The sequence below is a fragment of the uncultured Actinobacillus sp. genome, from assembly GCF_945915845.1.
GTDB lineage: Bacteria > Pseudomonadota > Gammaproteobacteria > Enterobacterales > Pasteurellaceae > Exercitatus.
Genome location: NZ_CAMEFX010000012.1, coordinates 22,503 through 39,139, shown reverse-complemented (window position 1 = coordinate 39,139; position 16,637 = coordinate 22,503). Strand labels below are relative to the sequence as shown.

Below are 16,637 nucleotides of genomic sequence, written 5' to 3'. Positions count from 1 at the left end.
AACGCAAAATTCCAGAACTCGCTTCGCTCAAACATACTGAATTTTGCTAAAAATTTCAAAACGCTCGGGCAGCTCAGACGGGGATTTTTAATATTTCGTCAGTGCTTCGAGTGTGTTGTATGCTTTGCCTGTGGCGAGGTGTTCTAATACTTCTTGGGCGTTTTCTCGAATATTCTCGTAGCCGAATAACTTCATCAATAGTGCCGTGTTCATCGCAACCGCCTGGTTGTGTTCTGCTTTGCCTTGACCTTTTAATAGTGCGGTTAAGATTTGGGCATTTTCTAAGGGTTCACCGCCACGTAGGCTTTCCAGTGGTCTAGGTTCAAAGCCGAAATCTTTTGGTGACAGATCATAGTATTCAATTTGACCGTCACGTAGTTCTGCAACTTGGGTTTTGCCGTGAATGGCGACTTCGTCTAAACCGCAACCGTGAACGATGATACTGTGTTCATGGTTTAAACGTGCGTTGGTTTCGGCGTAAGGTTTTAATAGCTCAGGAGTGTAAACGCCCAATAATTGACGCTTAGGATCCGCAGGGTTAATTAAAGGGCCTAGGATATTAAAGATTGTCCGTGTTTTTAGGGCTTGGCGCACAGGAACGGCATATTTAAATCCCGTGTGATATTTTTGGGCAAAGATAAAGGCTAAACCGATTTCATCTAAGGCTTTTCGCGCATTTTCTGTGTTCATGTTGATGTTCACGCCTAAGGCGGTAAGCAAATCACTGGCCCCTGTTTTGCTAGAAACACTGCGATTACCGTGTTTCGCTATTTTTAATCCCATACTGGCGCCGACAATGGCAGAGGCAGTGGAAATATTAATGGTGTTGGCACCATCGCCCCCCGTTCCCACAATGTCTGCAATAGGGTAGTCAGGGGTGGGGAATGGCTCAGCTGCGTTTAAAAGTGCGGTCACTGCGCCTGTAATTTCTTCAATGGTTTCACCACGTAGTTTTAAGGCAATCAGTGTGCCGGCGAGTTGTTCGGGTAAGATTTCGCCTTTTACGATAGCCGTGAAAAGAGTTTGAGATTGGGATTGAGTAAGAACTTTTTTATCAAAAAGTGCGGTTAAAATATTGTCGATTTGCATAATGGCTTCCTAATTTCTTATTATTGTTTGTAGGGGCAAAATATTTTTTGCCCTGAAAATTCATGATATTTTGGGGAAAGGGCGAAAAATGTTTCGCCCCTACAACCGCAATGATCACTTACCTATTCAACAACCAATTTATGGATTGTTCTAGCAATTTTGAACCTTGCACGGTGAGGATGCTTTCCGGGTGGAATTGGAATGCACAGATTGGCAAGGTTTTATGACGGATTGCCATGATAATTTTGTGGTATTCTGCGTTTACGATAAATTCTTCAGGTAAATCTTTTCCCATTAAAGAATGATAACGTGCAACGGGCATTGGGTTCTGAATATCTTGGAACATAGCTTGGTTATCATGCGTGATTTTTGACACTTTACCATGCAGCACTTCACCGGCATGAACGACTTTGCCGCCAAAACTTTCGATTAACGCTTGATGACCTAAACAAATTCCTAGAATAGGCACCGCACTTTTTACGCGTTCAATGAGTGCGAGCATATTGCCGGCTTCAGCAGGCGTGCCGGGGCCGGGGGAGAGCGCAAGGATATGGTTTGGTTGTTTGCAAAGATTTTCCAAAAAATCCACATCACAATCATTGCGGTAAATTTTTACTTCATGCCCAAGGCTACGAAACTGATCCACTAAGTTATACGTGAAAGAGTCGAAATTATCTAAAAATACGATGGTTGCCATTTTTTCACCTTATTTTGAATTGTTTATTTGCATAATGGCGTTGAGTACGGCGCGTGCTTTGTGACGTGTTTCGTCTGCTTCCATTTGCGGATCGGAATCTAATACTTCGCCACAGCCTGCTTGCACATAGGCAATGCCGTTTTGTACAAAGGCAGAGCGGATGACGATACAGGTATCAAAATTACCGTCTGAAGATAAATAACCGACTGCGCCGCCGTAGCTGTGTCGTTTTTGTTGTTCAAATTGGTAAATCAGTTGCATGGCTTTGATTTTTGGTGCACCGGTGAGCGTGCCCATATTCATACAGGCTTGATAAGCGTGTAGCGCGTCTAATTCAGGACGAAGTTTGCCCACCACACGAGAAACTAGGTGCATAATGTGAGAATACCGATCCACTTGCATCAAGTCTTTTACTTGGCGCGTGCCGCTGTCACAAACGCGAGCAATGTCATTGCGCGCTAAATCCACTAACATTAAATGCTCTGCCAATTCTTTTTGATCCAAGCGTAACTCTAACTCTAAGCGCGCATCTAATTCAGGATCGATTTGACCATTGGCATCAAAACCGCGCGGACGAGAGCCGGCAATAGGGTAGATTTCTAATTGACGGGTTTGCGTGCTGAATTTCAATGCACTTTCTGGGGACGCACCGAATAGGGTGAAATCCTCGTCTTGCATATAAAACATATAGGGACTTGGGTTATTTTGTTTGAGTTGGCGATAGGTCGCCAGAGAATTCGGGCAAGGAATACTAAAGCGGCGTGACGGCACAATTTGGAACACATCGCCCCGATAAATATGCTGTTTAAGTGCGGTGATAATTTGTTTGAATTTATCGTCATCCAAATTAGGAACAACTTCAGTGCCGGCGCGTTGGATTGGCGGCAACGGTTTGAGATTTTTTAAATCTTCTGCAATTTTCGCCGCACTTTGTTGTAAATTGTCCGCTTCTTTACTGCTAAAACAGAAAGTTTGTAAGGTCGCTTGTTGAGTTTGGTGATTTAACCGTAGCAAATTTTCCGCTAAATAAAAAACATAATCCGGGCAAGTTAAGCCATCGTCTTTGAGTTCAATATTTGCCATGGGGATAAAATTTGCCACTAAATCATAAGCAAATAAACCCCCTAGGAAAATGGGCGTTTGACTATGAGCATACAGATTATTCACTTGGCGTAAACCGTCAAAAATGGTTAAGGCTTGTAATTTGCTGTCTTCATCTAAGTTTTGATCAGGCGAGGAAAATGTGACAGCCAATTCATTGTCTTTAGGTTGTTGCACTTGGCAAGATAATCCCCACAAATTTCCTACTAAATGCTTTAATACCGTACAACCGTTTTCCGTTAATGCTTTAAATGTGACGCGGTTACCTAAGCAGGTGATTTTTAACGCGGCATTAATCAGTAGTAAACTGTTTAAACTATTTTTACTACTAATCTCAGCACTTTCTAATAACAGACTATTTGAATGTTGACGGCAAAGCGTGTGAAATACTTTGGTTAAATCATCATGGTAATCTACAGATTGGTTAAAAACTTGAATGTAGGGCTGAAACATAAGGACCTCTTGTTTCAAATGAATTTTGTACTATTTAACTAGTACATAAAAAGTTTGTCAAGTGGAAATACAAAATAAATTTCTCACTTTGGATTTATTTAATGCGTCGATAGCATAAAAACGGTATTATTCGCTTTCGTTTTATCGTTAACAAGGAACAATTATGTGGTCTGAAATTTTAGTCGGATATGGTATTTTTATTTTAGAAATTCTCACGATTTTATTCGTGATTGCAGGTATTGTGGTGGTGATCTTTGCTTTAAAACAGAAAAAGCATGGGCCACAAGGTGAACTGGAAATCACGAACTTGTCAGAAGAATTTGAAGAAAATCGTAAAAAGTTACAAGATTTTCATTTAACGGAAGATGAGTTAAAAGAGCAGGAAAAGCAAGCTAAAAAAGCGGAAAAAGCTAAGGCGAAAGAAGAAAAGGCGCGCCGTAAAAAAGAGGGTGAGCTTACCAAAGAAGTAAAACCAACCTTGTATGTATTGGATTTTAAAGGCGATATTCAAGCCTCTGCAACAGGCTCTTTGCGCGAGGAGATTACGGCTATCTTGGCTGTGGCAAAGCCTGAGCAAGATGAAGTGTTGTTACGTTTAGAAAGCCCTGGCGGTGTTGTACATGGATATGGTTTTGCTGCATCACAACTTGCTCGCTTAAAACAAAAAGGGATTAAGCTTACTGTCGCGGTAGATAAAGTCGCAGCAAGCGGTGGCTATATGATGGCTTGTGTGGCAGATAAAATTGTTTCTGCACCTTTTGCGATCATTGGCTCAGTGGGCGTGGTGGCACAAGTGCCGAATATTCATCGGTTATTGAAAAAACATGATGTAGATGTGGATGTGATGACAGCTGGCGAGTTTAAACGTACTGTGACGATGCTGGGCGAGAACACGGAAAAGGGGAAACAAAAATTCCAGCAAGAATTAGAAGAAACCCATCAATTATTTAAAGCATTTGTTTCTGAAAATAGACCGCACTTAGATGTGAATCGTATTGCAACGGGGGAGCATTGGTTTGGTACACAAGCTTTAGCATTGAATTTAGTGGATGAAATTAATACCAGCGATGATTTAATTTTACAAGCCATGGAAACTAAATCAGTGGTAAGCGTGCATTACAAACAAAAAAAATCACTGATGCAAAAATTGGGAAAACAAGCGGAAGAAAGTGCGGATAATATTTTGTTTAAATGGATGCAAGGTGTTTCGAAAAATTATTTGTAAAGAAAACTTGAATTCTCTTTACAAAATCTTGACAAAAATCTAGCTTAGAATACGTGCTTTTTCATTTACTTTTTGGTTCGTTGGTATTAATATAGCGTGCTGAATGAAATCTGAGTTTCAGTATTTAAGGGACTAGATTTTATCTAGTGATTAAATTAAATAATTCTAATAGGGAACAACAATGAAATTATCACATTTAGCCTTTACTGCAGCAGCGGCATTTACATTAGCAGCTTGTGGTAACATTAGCAATGTCACAGATGAAGGTACACCTGCAGGAGCAACACCTGAAGAAGCGGTTAAAAATTTAGTATGGCCGGAAATTAAAAGCAATACCCATAACCATGATGGTACACAATACGGTACATGGCCAAACTGGGATAACGTTCGTATGATCGAACGCGGTATGGCGAAAGACCAAATTCGTCATTTAATCGGCGATCCACAAGCAGCAGAAGGTTTATACTTCGTTCGTGAGTGGGACTATACTTTCAACTACCGCGAAAATGGCGAACATAAAATCTGTCAATACAAAGTATTGTTTGACAAAAAAATGCAAGCACAAAGCTTCTTTTGGTATCCAAATGGTTGTAATGGTAATGCAGCTTATAGCTTGAGTGGTGACTTCTTATTTGATTTTGATAAATCAACATTAACGCCGAAAGGCCAACAAGTTGTTGATAATATTGCAGCAGAATTAAAACGCGTGAACTCTAAATCTGTTAAAGTGTCAGGTTTCACAGACCGTTTAGGTTCAGAAGAATACAACTTAAAATTATCACAACGTCGTGCGGATACAGTAAAAGCACGTTTTATTGAGCAAGGTTTAACTGCTGAGATTATCGCCGTAGGTTATGGTAAAGCACAACAAGTTAAAGCTTGTGACGGTATTCCGCATGGTCAAGAGCTAAAAGACTGTTTACGTCCGAACCGTCGTGTAGAAATCAATGCATCAGGCTCATTAGTGCGCGATGAAAAAGAAGTTAAAGTAGGCGGCCCAACAGGTCCAACACCACTTTACCGAAAATAATTGAGTTTATCTCAGTCAAAAGGGCTTCATTGAAGCCCTTTTCTTTTATCTACTAGTAACATTGTATCAAAAATACAAGTTTAAATTTCATCATTTAAAATCAATTGGATTAATTTACGTGTTAATGCAACATAATGCTCTTTAAATCGATGACTAAAATTTAATAAATAATAGAGCTGATAAATGGGTTTACGTTGAATATAACCCTTGTCTAATGGAAAAGTGCGGCAATAACTTTCATAGAATTCCATTGGGAATGGTTCAAATAACTCAGTGAAAGCCAGATCGCATTCTCTGTCTCCCCAATAAACAGCCGGATCATAGGTTGCGATTTTACCATTGACGGAACCGCAATTTTCAATCCAAAGATTACCATGCAATAGGGAAGGTTGCGGTTTGTGTTTGAGCAATCGCCCTGCACATTTTTCTACAATAGTTTTGATGTTACCAAAATCAATGCCTTTCTCTTTGCAAATTTCTAATTGCCAACCGATGCGCTGATCGGAAAAGAATTTTGCCCAATTATCACGCCATTCATTCGGTTGATAAACAGGGCCCAACCAAGTATCAATGTCCAAACCATAACGTTCAGGTCCTTGAATTTGATGTAATTGTGCCAGTTTTATTCCAAATGCTGAAAATTCTTCATTTGTTGGTTTTTGAAGTGCAAGATATTCCAACAATAAAAAACTATGGCTAGAAGAGCAACCTACACCGTACACTCTAGGCACAAAGAGCGTATTGGTTTTGGCAATTAACGCCAATTGATCCGCTTCTGCACGAAACATCGAGCGATAAGATTTTTCATTGGTTTTCGCAAAGACAGGTTGCACACCATCATCAATCACCCAAGCTTCATGCATTTCACCGGTATGCACTTTTTCTTTGGATTTAATGTTGTAATAAGCGCCGAATTGATCAGCCAATACTTGAGAAACTGATTTCCACATAATCGCCTCCTGAAATTACATGCAATGAAATTTTTTTCCATAATAAAAGAAAATTTTTCAATAATCTGTGACGTAGTTCAAACTTTTAATGAAAAAATAGGAATACAAGGTGTTTAGGCGCAAGAACTGCTAGAAAATATAAAAAACTATGCTAGAATCAATTTCAACTATCAATGGTTTGTTGTTTGAACCATGCAAAAAGTGCAGTAGGATGTTGCACTTTTTTCTCCAATTAGGTCATTTATAAAATATGACATGGATTTTGTTTAATTTAGTTGTTTAGGATGTACAATGAGCAGTAGAGAAGTCTTAGAGCAAGCCGCCCAACGCGTAGGCATTGCGCCCTCCCATTATGATATTGATGGTCATCTTATTTATGCAAGCGATGAAAGCTTAGCCTATTTTACTGGGCTATTACAGCCGCCAAGCTTAGAGAATAAAGATGGCATATTTGATGACGTGATAGTGATCAAAGAAAGCGAACCGATTTCTTATTTCCCAAATTCGCTTCATTCCGTGTCAAATGAGACACAAAGCGCGGTCTTTTCAGCGCAACTTTTCGATGAAAACGGACAGTCCTTGTCTGAGCAAACAGTTTCTTTTGATAAACCTTTTTCTTTTCCTTCTTTGCCTTTCGGCTATTACACCTTGCATTTTTCATCTGCTAATTTAGCTTATCGCGTTCGTTTGTTGGTTCGTCCACAAACCGCCTATCAGCCACCATTATTCAATGAGAAAAAAGCTTGGGGATTAAATGTACAACTTTATTCTGTCCGTTCTCAGAAAAACTGGGGTATGGGGGATTTTGCCGATTTAAGAACCTTAATTGAACAAGGTGTGCGTTATGGTGCGGATTTTGTGGGCGTTAACCCGTTACATTTACATTACGGAACCGCGCCACAATATGCCAGCCCATACAGTTCAGCCTCTCGCCGTTGGCTCAATTACTTATATATTGCGGTAGAGCAATTACCTGAATTTAGCCTTTGTAAAAGTGTTCAAAATTGGTTTAACCAAGATGAGATTCAAAAAGAAGTTGCGCATTTACGTGCCGGCGATCTTGTGGATTATCCTGCGGTAAATCGTCTCAAAAACACCGCACTTGAACAACTTTTCGCTTATTTCCAACGTGCGAAGTCAGCACAAATTGTAGAACGCCGTAAGGAATTTGCGGATTTTGTGAAGAAAGAAGGTGAAGCCTTACAACAATTGGGCTTATTCTGCGTATTGGATCAAGAAGCACACACACAATCGCCTGATGAAAATAAAGTGGGTTGGTTAGGTTGGTGTGAAGAGTGGCAAAGCATGACGGCTAAAACGCGCCAAGCCATGATCAAAAAATACCAAAGCAAAATTAGTTTCTATGCTTGGTTGCAATGGGTTGCACAAACGCAATTAGCCGAATTGCAACAATTATGCCGCGATTCGGGGATGAAATTAGGGATTTACGGTGATTTAGCGGTAAGTAGCTCACGTGGTAGTGCCGATGTTTGGACAGATCCAGAATTATTCTGTCTCAAAGCTTCAGTGGGCGCGCCACCTGATCCATTAGGCCCTGTCGGACAAAACTGGAATATTCCGCCTTACAATCCGTCTGTCTTAAAAGCGCGCGGCTTCCAACCATTTATTGATTTACTTCGCGCTAATATGCAATTTTTCGGCGTATTACGCATTGACCACATCATGGGATTATTCCGTTTATGGTTAATTCCAGAAGGCAAAACCGCCGCTGATGGTGTTTATGTGCATTACCCATTTGACGCATTAATGAGTATTCTTGCCATTGAAAGTCAACGCAATCAATGCTTAGTGGTCGGCGAAGATTTGGGCACGGTGCCGGATGAAGTGCGGTGGAAATTAGACGAGTTTTCTGTTTTCTCTTACTTTGTGTTGTATTTTGAACAAAAACATCATCAATTCCCACAAGGTAAAGACTTCCCGCGCAAAGCCTTTGCCACCATTGGAACGCATGATGTGCCGTCCCTACAAAGTTTCTGGCATTGTCGTGACTTAGAACTATTTGGTGCTTTAGGCGTATTACAAGGTGATGCGTTGAAAGCAAAATATGATCAACGCGTGATTGATAAACAGGCATTATTAAATACCTTGCACCGCGATCATTATTTGCCACCGGATTATTGGGGTGATGCCCTTTCTATGGCGATGCATGGGCATCTAAACTGGGTATTACATCAATATTTGGCAAACAGCAACAGCAGTTTAATTGGTGTTCAGTTAGAAAATTTATTAAGCCAAGAAGTGTCTTTCAACTTACCGGGCACTTCGCAGGAATACCCAAATTGGCAACATAAATTAGCCTGGGATTTAGATGAAATGTTCAAAAATGATCATATTCAAGCATTCTTGAACCACATTAACCATGCAAGAAAATAATAAGGATTGATTATGAGCAAATACGTTTCTCAAGGAACTATCAACGCCTTTTTTGATGGTCAACATGCAGATCCTTTTTCTGTTCTCGGGATGCATGAAACCGAAAACGGCATTGAAATTCGAGCATTACTTCCTGATGCTTCAACGGTTGTGGTATTAGACAAAGAAACACAAAGTGCGGTCTGTCAATTAGAAAAAATTGATGAGCGTGGTTTTTTTGCCGCGGTAGTACCACAAATCCGCAGTTTTTTTGCTTACCAATTGCAAGTTTTCTGGGGAAATGAATCGCAAATCATTGAAGATCCTTACCGTTTTCACCCCATGATCAGTGACTTGGATAATTGGTTGTTAGCGGAAGGTTCGCATTTACGTCCTTATGAAGTGCTAGGCGCACATTTTATGGAGTGTGACGGTGTATCGGGCGTGAATTTCCGTCTTTGGGCACCGAATGCGAAACGCGTTTCTGTTGTGGGCGACTTTAACTATTGGGATGGTCGCCGTCATCCAATGCGTTTTCATGCGAGCAGTGGCGTATGGGAATTATTTTTGCCCAAAGTTTCCCTTGGGCAATTATATAAATTTGAATTAATCGATTGTTATGGTCAACTGCGTTTAAAAGCAGACCCTTATGCGTTTAGCTCTCAATTGCGCCCGGATACGGCATCGCAAGTGAGTGCCTTGCCTGAGACCGTGCCAATGACAGAACAACGCCGTAAGGCAAATCGCAGTGATCAACCGATTTCTATTTATGAAGTGCATTTGGGATCGTGGCGCCGTAACTTAGCCAATAATTTCTGGTTAAATTATGACGAAATTGCCGATGAGTTGATTCCTTACGTGAAAGAAATGGGCTTTACTCATATTGAATTTTTACCGCTTTCCGAATTCCCATTTGATGGCTCTTGGGGTTATCAACCTATTGGCTTGTATTCCCCAACCAGTCGTTTTGGTTCACCGGAAGCCTTTAAACGCTTAGTGGAACGCGCTCATGCGGAAGGCATTAACGTGATTTTAGACTGGGTTCCCGGTCATTTCCCAAGCGATACCCACGGTTTAGTCGCCTTTGACGGCACAGCGTTGTATGAACACGCGGATCCGCGCGAAGGCTATCATCAAGACTGGAATACCTTGATTTATAACTATGGACGTCACGAAGTGAAAAACTTCTTGGCAAGCAACGCGCTTTACTGGTTAGAGCATTTTGGTGTGGACGGTATTCGTGTGGATGCGGTGGCATCAATGATTTATCGTGATTACAGCCGCGCAGACGGTCAATGGATTCCAAATCAATACGGCGGACGTGAAAATTTAGAAGCCATCGATTTCCTTAAACAAACGAACCACATTATCCAACAGGAAATCCCAGGGGCGATTTCTATTGCGGAAGAATCCACCTCTTTTGCCGGCGTAACCCATGATTTAAACAACAACGGATTGGGCTTTAATTTCAAATGGAATATGGGCTGGATGAATGACACCCTGTCTTATATGAAAAAAGATCCTATTTATCGCCAATATCATCACAACCAAATGACTTTTGGCATGATGTACCAATATAGCGAAAATTTCGTCTTGCCACTTTCTCATGATGAAGTGGTACATGGTAAATGTTCGTTGTTAGACAAAATGCCGGGCGACACATGGCAAAAATTCGCTAACTTGCGTGCTTATTACGGCTATATGTGGGGACACCCGGGTAAGAAATTGCTATTTATGGGGAACGAATTTGCCCAAGGTCGCGAATGGAATTACCAAGAAAGCCTAGACTGGTTCTTATTGGATGAAGGCATTGGCGGTGGTTGGCATAAAGGCGTGCAGAATTTTGTGAAAGATTTGAACCGCACTTATCGCGAAAATGCCCCATTATTTGAATTAGATAATGATCCACAAGGCTTTGAATGGTTAGTGGTGGACGATTATCAAAACTCGGTATTTGTCTTTGAACGCCGTAGCCGTAAAGGTGAGCGCATTGTTGTAGTAAGCAACTTTACCCCGGTTCCCCATTATGACTATCGTATTGGTGTGAATGTAGCGGGCGAATATACCGAAATTCTCAATTCCGACACCGCACTTTATCAAGGCTCAGATCTTGGTAATAAAGCCGTTGTTGTCAGCGAAGCGGTAGAAAGTCACGGCAAAGCGCAATCTATTAGTATTGTCATTCCACCATTGGCAACGCTTTTCTTCCGTGTCAAAGAAGCAAAAAAACCAAGAGCGCGTAAAGCAGCGACAACCGAAAAAACAGCGGAAAAAGAGGCTACCAAATCAGCGGCTAAAACTGCGGTGAAAACAACTGCTAAAACGATAGCTAAAGCAACAACTAAAGCGAAAAAGGCTGAGATTGTTGCTGAAACCGTAGAAACTGTGGCGAAAGTAGCAACTAAAAAAGCAACGAAAGCGACAGCGAAAACCACCACCAAACGTACCGCTAAAAGTGCGGAGAAAGTGGTGAAAGAAAAAGCGTAAAATGTCGTGATAGGTGACTGCACAAGTTGAAATATCGTTTGGTGAATGTCTCGAAACGTAAGTCTTGTGCAACAGCTGAAATACCTAATGGTTCGACAAGCTCACCAAACGGTATTTCAGCACATCACAAACAATGACGAAATAATCACATAGCATTGTCATCTCAAAAACAAAAGGAAAACCATGATCACAAAACAACCCATCCCACTTTCTTTAGGCTGCACGCCTTGTCGTATTTCAGGAAAACAGGGCTTTCAGTTTGCGTTGTATTCTTCGCAAGCGGCTACGGTGGAGTTGTGTTTGTTTGATGAACAGGGGCAAAACGAGCAACGTATTTCGATGAGTGCGCAAGATCATATTTGGTCAGTACAGACCACAAAAGCGCAAGTCGGTATGCAATATGGTTTTCGCCTTTATCCTAAATCCGATGACAGTTTGCTCAACCCACAAAAGCTGATGTTAGATCCTTATGCAAAAGCGGTGGTGGGCAAACCTGATTTAAGTGCGGTGGAAAAATGGGCTATTTTTCTGCCACACAATGAACAAGATAACGCCGCTTTTGCGCCGAAAGCGGTGATTATTGATGACGCCTTTGACTGGCAAGATGATGAGCCGTTACAAACGCCTTGGGCGGAGACTATTCTTTATGAATTACACGTGAAAGGTTTCAGTCAATTAAATGAACGCTTGCCTGAATCCATCCGTGGCACTTACGCCGCGTTGGCGCACCCTGAAAGTTTGGCGTATTTGCGCGAATTGGGGGTGACAGCGGTAGAGTTGTTGCCGGTTAATTATTTTTTAGACGAACCGCACTTACAACAAAAAGGCTTGCAAAATTATTGGGGCTACAACCCGTTAGCAATGTTTGCCGTTGAGCCACGTTACGCCACTAACCCTGAAGGTGGCGCGCCTTTGCGTGAGTTTAAGGCAATGGTTAAAGCCTTGCACCAAGCGGGTATCGAAGTGATTTTAGACGTGGTGTTTAACCATTCGGCAGAATCGGAAAAAACCTTCCCAACTTTTAGCCAACGAGGAATTGATGATCGGACTTATTATTGGCAATGGGACAATGGCGAGTATGTGAATTATACAGGTTGTGGAAACACCTTGAATTTAGCCAATGATGTAACGCGCCGTTGGGTGGTGGATTGCTTGCGTTATTGGGTAGAAGAATGTCATGTGGATGGCTTCCGTTTTGATTTAGCTACGGCGTTAGGACGTGAAACGCCTGCTTATAACCCACAAGCGTTATTGTTTGAAGACATTCGCCGCGTGCCGTCTTTGCAACGGTGCAAAATGATTGCAGAACCTTGGGATATTGGTGATTTTGGTTATCAAGTGGGAAATTTCCCTACGGATTTTGCGGAATGGAATGATCGTTTCCGCGATGATATGTGCCGTTTTTGGCTGTGGAAAGACGGAAAGTGCGGTGCTTTTGCCCAGCGTTTTGCCGGTTCTGATGATATTTTCCGTGACGGCAATAATGACAATAAATTGCCCCACCGTTCGGTGAATTTTATTACCGCACATGATGGTTTTACCTTAAGGGATTTGGTGAGTTACAACCAAAAACACAATGAAGCCAATGGCGAAGAAAATCGCGATGGGCGCAATGAAAATTACAGCTATAACCACGGTATCGAAGGGATTGAACCGATGATACCCGAAGTAGAACAACAACGCTTTTTCAGTCGCTGCGGTTTGATTTTTTCCTTGCTGTTATCTAACGGTACGCCCATGTTATTGGCCGGCGATGAATTTGGTAACAGTCAATTTGGCAATAATAATGCCTATTGCCAAAATAACGAAATCACTTGGCTGAAATGGGCAGATTTCGATAAACATTTATTTAAGGCGGTGAAAACCGTTATTGGATTACGCAAACAGATTCCAAGTTTAGGTTCAGATCGTTGGTGGGACAACGAGAATGTGCAATGGCTTAACCCACAAGGAAACATGATGTCCTTAGATGATTGGCACAATCATGATGTGAAAGCGATGCAGATTGTACTGGATAAAAATTGGCTGTTGGTGCTGAATGCCAAAGCTGCATCACAATATTTTACTTTGCCGCAAGGCAATTGGAAACTTGCTTACAGTGCTGCTGAGATTTCTTTACAAGATGCCCAGTTAAATACAGAAAACCTGAATTTCTGTATTTTGCACCAAGGAGCGTTATTTTATTAATCACATGGAGGCATACTATGAATAGTCGCATTACTCAATTACCAAGCAAATTTGAGTTGGTGAAAGAAACTCTTGTACTTATTCTCGCGGGTGGTCGTGGCTCTCGACTTCACGAATTAACGGATAAGCGTGCAAAACCGGCTTTATATTTTGGGGGGAATAGACGTATTATCGATTTCGCTTTATCGAACTGTATTAACTCAGGCTTAAATCGAATTGGTGTGATCACTCAATATGCGGCTCATTCATTGTTGCGCCATTTACAAACCGGTTGGTCATTCTTACCACAAGAACGTGGTGAATTTGTGGATATGTTACCGGCACGTCAACAAATTGATGATTCTACATGGTATCGTGGCACAGCGGATGCGGTATATCAAAATATGGCGATTATCCGCGATCACTATCGTCCAAAATATGTGCTCATTCTTGCAGGCGACCATATTTATAAACAAGACTATAGCCAAATGTTGCTCGATCATGTTTCAAGTGGGGCAAAATGTACCGTGGGTTGTATCGAAGTACCACGTGAAGAAGCCTCTGCCTTTGGTGTGATGGCGGTGGATGAAAACTTAAAAGTGAAAGCTTTCGTGGAAAAACCAAAAGATCCTCCGGCAATGTTAGGCAAACCTGAAGTTTCCTTAGCTTCCATGGGGATTTATATCTTTAATGCCGATTATCTCTATGATGTTTTAGAGCGTGAAGTCCATACACCTTGTACATCGCATGACTTTGGTAAAGACATTATGCCAAAAGCCCTTGAAGAAGGCGTGCTTTATGCCCATCCATTTAGCCGTTCTTGCATGGGACGCAACACCGAAGGGGAAATCTACTGGCGTGATGTAGGGACATTGGATAGTTTCTGGCAATCTAATATCGATTTAGTGTCAGAAAATCCACAATTGGATATTTACGATCAACGTTGGCCGATTCGTGGTAACCCGGTACAAACCTATCCGTCAAAATTCTTTTATAAAAATTCCAATGTAAGACCGGTGGATAACTCGCTTATCTCCGGCGGCTGTGTGATTACCGATGCGTCTATCAGTAATTCCGTCTTATTTGATCGTGTAAAAGTCAATGAAGGATCTTCGGTAGATTATTCCGTTGTCTTACCACAAGTGACCGTAGGTAAAAACTGTGTGTTAAGAAACTGTATTATTGATCGCCACGTTGTTATTCCTGACGGAATGCAAATCGGTGTGGATATTAACGAAGACCGCAGACGTTTCCGTGTCAGCAGCACGGGCAAAGTGGTGTTAGTTACTGAAGCTATGATTAAAAAATTAAATGGCGAAACGGTCGAATCTGAAGCACATTTAGATTAAAATAACGCCTAAAGTGCGGTGGTTTTTGTTATCAAATTTAATATTTAGCACTGATAAAGGAACCCTATACAGCTTGTATGGGGTTTATCAACGTTACTGATAGTAATTTCCACCGTATTTCTTCTTTTTATAGGAAAATTTCATGAAAGTATTACATGTTTGTTCGGAGTTATATCCGTTATTAAAAACCGGTGGATTGGCGGATGTAATGGGTGCATTGCCTTTTGCTCAAAAAGACATTGGTATGGATGTTCGTATTGTTGTGCCGGCTTATCCGGCCATGTTACGTGGTATTCCTGAAACGGTAGTGGTGAATGAATTCCATCACTTCTTTGCCGGCTACATTCGATTGCTTTATGGCAAATATAAAGGCATTGGCGTGTATTTAATTGATGCGCCACAACTTTATGCCCGCGAGGGAAATCCGTATCACGATCCTTGGTATAACGATTATGGCGATAACTACAAACGTTTCGCCTTACTCAGCTGGGTAGGGGCGGAATTGGCAACCGGCTTAGATCCTTGGTGGCACGCAGAAGTGGTACATGCTCACGACTGGCACGCGGGTTTAACGGCCGCTTATTTGGAAAACAAGGGGCGTCCGGCCAAATCAGTGTTTACCGTACATAACCTTGCTTATGCCGGCTTTTTCTCTTATCACCATTTATTTGAAATTGGCTTGCCAACGTCAATGTTTAATGTCAATGGCTTAGAGTTTTATGGCCAAATTTCCTACTTAAAAGCAGGGCTATATTATTCTGATGCCGTCACCGCAGTAAGCCCAACCTATGCGAAAGAAATTACCACCCCAGAGTTTGCTTATGGCTTACAAGGGTTATTGGGCACCTTAAAAGCACAAAATCGTCTATTTGGTATTTTAAATGGTGTAGATGATGTGATTTGGAACCCCACTTGTGATAGCTATATTGAAAATCACTATGACAAAACAGATCTCACAGGCAAAGGGAAAAATAAAGCTGCATTACAAGCTGCCTTTAATTTACCGCAAGATCCGACCGCACTTTTATTTGTGATGGTGACACGTTTAACGGAACAAAAAGGGGTCGATTTATTATTAGAGTGCGCACAGCACATTGTTGCGCAAGGCGGACAATTAATCGTACTGGGTTCAGGCGCACCGCATTTTGAAGAAGGCTTACGCCAGTTAACCCATTATTACCCGCAACATGTTGGCGTGCGCATTGGATATGATGAAGCCTTATCTCATTTAATGATCGCAGGCGGCGATGTCATTTTAGTGCCAAGCCGTTTCGAGCCTTGTGGTTTAACACAATTATACGGGTTGAAATACGGCACATTGCCATTGGTTCGTTCAACGGGTGGTTTAGCGGATACCGTTGTGAATAGCACCGCAGAAAACATTGAACAAAATTGCGCCACCGGTTTTGTGTTCTATGATGCCGTGCCGCACGGCTTACAAGGCTCTATTCAACATGCCTTCGCCCTTTGGCAACAACCAAAACTTTGGCAAAAAGTTCGCACTCAAGCTATGACACAAGATTTCAGCTGGCGAATTTCTGCGGAACATTACCAAGATTTATATCGTTCTTTGTTCTCGAGATAAGTAGGGTGGGCATCCCTGCCCACCATTAAAACTTTGTTATCGAAATAAGTAGGGTGAGCATTCCTGCCCACCATTAAAAACATTGTTATCGAGATAAGCGTTTTCGTGTTTACCAAGGCAACTTGGCAAACC

Annotated in this window: 11 protein-coding genes; 7 read left to right on the top strand and 4 right to left on the bottom strand. The window is 41.6% G+C overall.

Features of this window, described 5'->3' with window-relative positions; genetic code table 11:
- Nucleotides 1–87 precede the first annotated feature (87 nt).
- The 3 genes from trpD to trpE all read right to left on the bottom strand — a co-directional run bounded on the left by trpD (nucleotide 88) and on the right by trpE (nucleotide 3,340).
- On the bottom strand, nucleotides 88–1,089 hold the full coding sequence (gene trpD / locus Q0O89_RS04860; protein WP_293730560.1) for an anthranilate phosphoribosyltransferase: 1,002 nt from the start codon (nucleotides 1,087–1,089) through the stop codon (nucleotides 88–90).
- 118 nt (nucleotides 1,090–1,207) lie between these two features.
- Entirely contained in the window at nucleotides 1,208–1,786 is a 579-nt protein-coding gene (locus tag Q0O89_RS04855; protein WP_293730559.1) for an aminodeoxychorismate/anthranilate synthase component II, read from the bottom strand.
- Between the two features lie 9 nt (nucleotides 1,787–1,795).
- Nucleotides 1,796–3,340: an anthranilate synthase component I gene (gene trpE / locus Q0O89_RS04850; RefSeq protein WP_293730558.1), complete on the bottom strand. Its 1,545-nt coding sequence runs from the start codon at nucleotides 3,338–3,340 to the stop codon at nucleotides 1,796–1,798.
- A 163-nt stretch (nucleotides 3,341–3,503) separates the two neighbouring features.
- On the opposite strand from trpE, the gene sohB reads away from it, so the two are divergent.
- Both sohB and Q0O89_RS04840 read left to right on the top strand, forming a co-directional pair.
- Nucleotides 3,504–4,565 carry a protease SohB gene (sohB, locus tag Q0O89_RS04845; RefSeq protein WP_293730557.1) on the top strand — a complete coding sequence of 354 codons (1,062 nt, stop codon included), beginning with the start codon at nucleotides 3,504–3,506 and terminating at the stop codon, nucleotides 4,563–4,565.
- A gap of 181 nt (nucleotides 4,566–4,746) precedes the next feature.
- Entirely contained in the window at nucleotides 4,747–5,595 is an 849-nt protein-coding gene (locus Q0O89_RS04840) for an OmpA family protein (protein WP_293730556.1), read from the top strand.
- 80 nt (nucleotides 5,596–5,675) lie between these two features.
- Here Q0O89_RS04840 and Q0O89_RS04835 read toward each other — a convergent pair whose 3' ends face one another.
- A complete protein-coding gene (locus tag Q0O89_RS04835; protein WP_293730555.1) occupies nucleotides 5,676–6,545 on the bottom strand; it encodes a fructosamine kinase family protein in 870 nt (289 codons plus the stop codon).
- A gap of 291 nt (nucleotides 6,546–6,836) precedes the next feature.
- On the opposite strand from Q0O89_RS04835, the gene malQ reads away from it, so the two are divergent.
- From malQ to glgA, 5 genes are all read left to right on the top strand, one after another.
- Nucleotides 6,837–8,939, top strand: coding sequence for a 4-alpha-glucanotransferase (malQ, locus tag Q0O89_RS04830; protein ID WP_293730554.1), 2,103 nt, complete (start codon nucleotides 6,837–6,839; stop codon nucleotides 8,937–8,939).
- A gap of 12 nt (nucleotides 8,940–8,951) precedes the next feature.
- On the top strand, nucleotides 8,952–11,405 hold the full coding sequence (gene glgB / locus Q0O89_RS04825) for a 1,4-alpha-glucan branching protein GlgB (protein ID WP_293730553.1): 2,454 nt from the start codon (nucleotides 8,952–8,954) through the stop codon (nucleotides 11,403–11,405).
- 183 nt (nucleotides 11,406–11,588) lie between these two features.
- Nucleotides 11,589–13,592, top strand: coding sequence for a glycogen debranching protein GlgX (gene glgX / locus Q0O89_RS04820; RefSeq protein ID WP_293730552.1), 2,004 nt, complete (start codon nucleotides 11,589–11,591; stop codon nucleotides 13,590–13,592).
- 17 nt (nucleotides 13,593–13,609) lie between these two features.
- Nucleotides 13,610–14,920: a glucose-1-phosphate adenylyltransferase gene (glgC, locus tag Q0O89_RS04815; RefSeq protein ID WP_293730551.1), complete on the top strand. Its 1,311-nt coding sequence runs from the start codon at nucleotides 13,610–13,612 to the stop codon at nucleotides 14,918–14,920.
- A gap of 142 nt (nucleotides 14,921–15,062) precedes the next feature.
- A complete protein-coding gene (gene glgA, locus Q0O89_RS04810) occupies nucleotides 15,063–16,505 on the top strand; it encodes a glycogen synthase GlgA (RefSeq protein ID WP_293730550.1) in 1,443 nt (480 codons plus the stop codon).
- Nucleotides 16,506–16,637 lie beyond the last annotated feature (132 nt).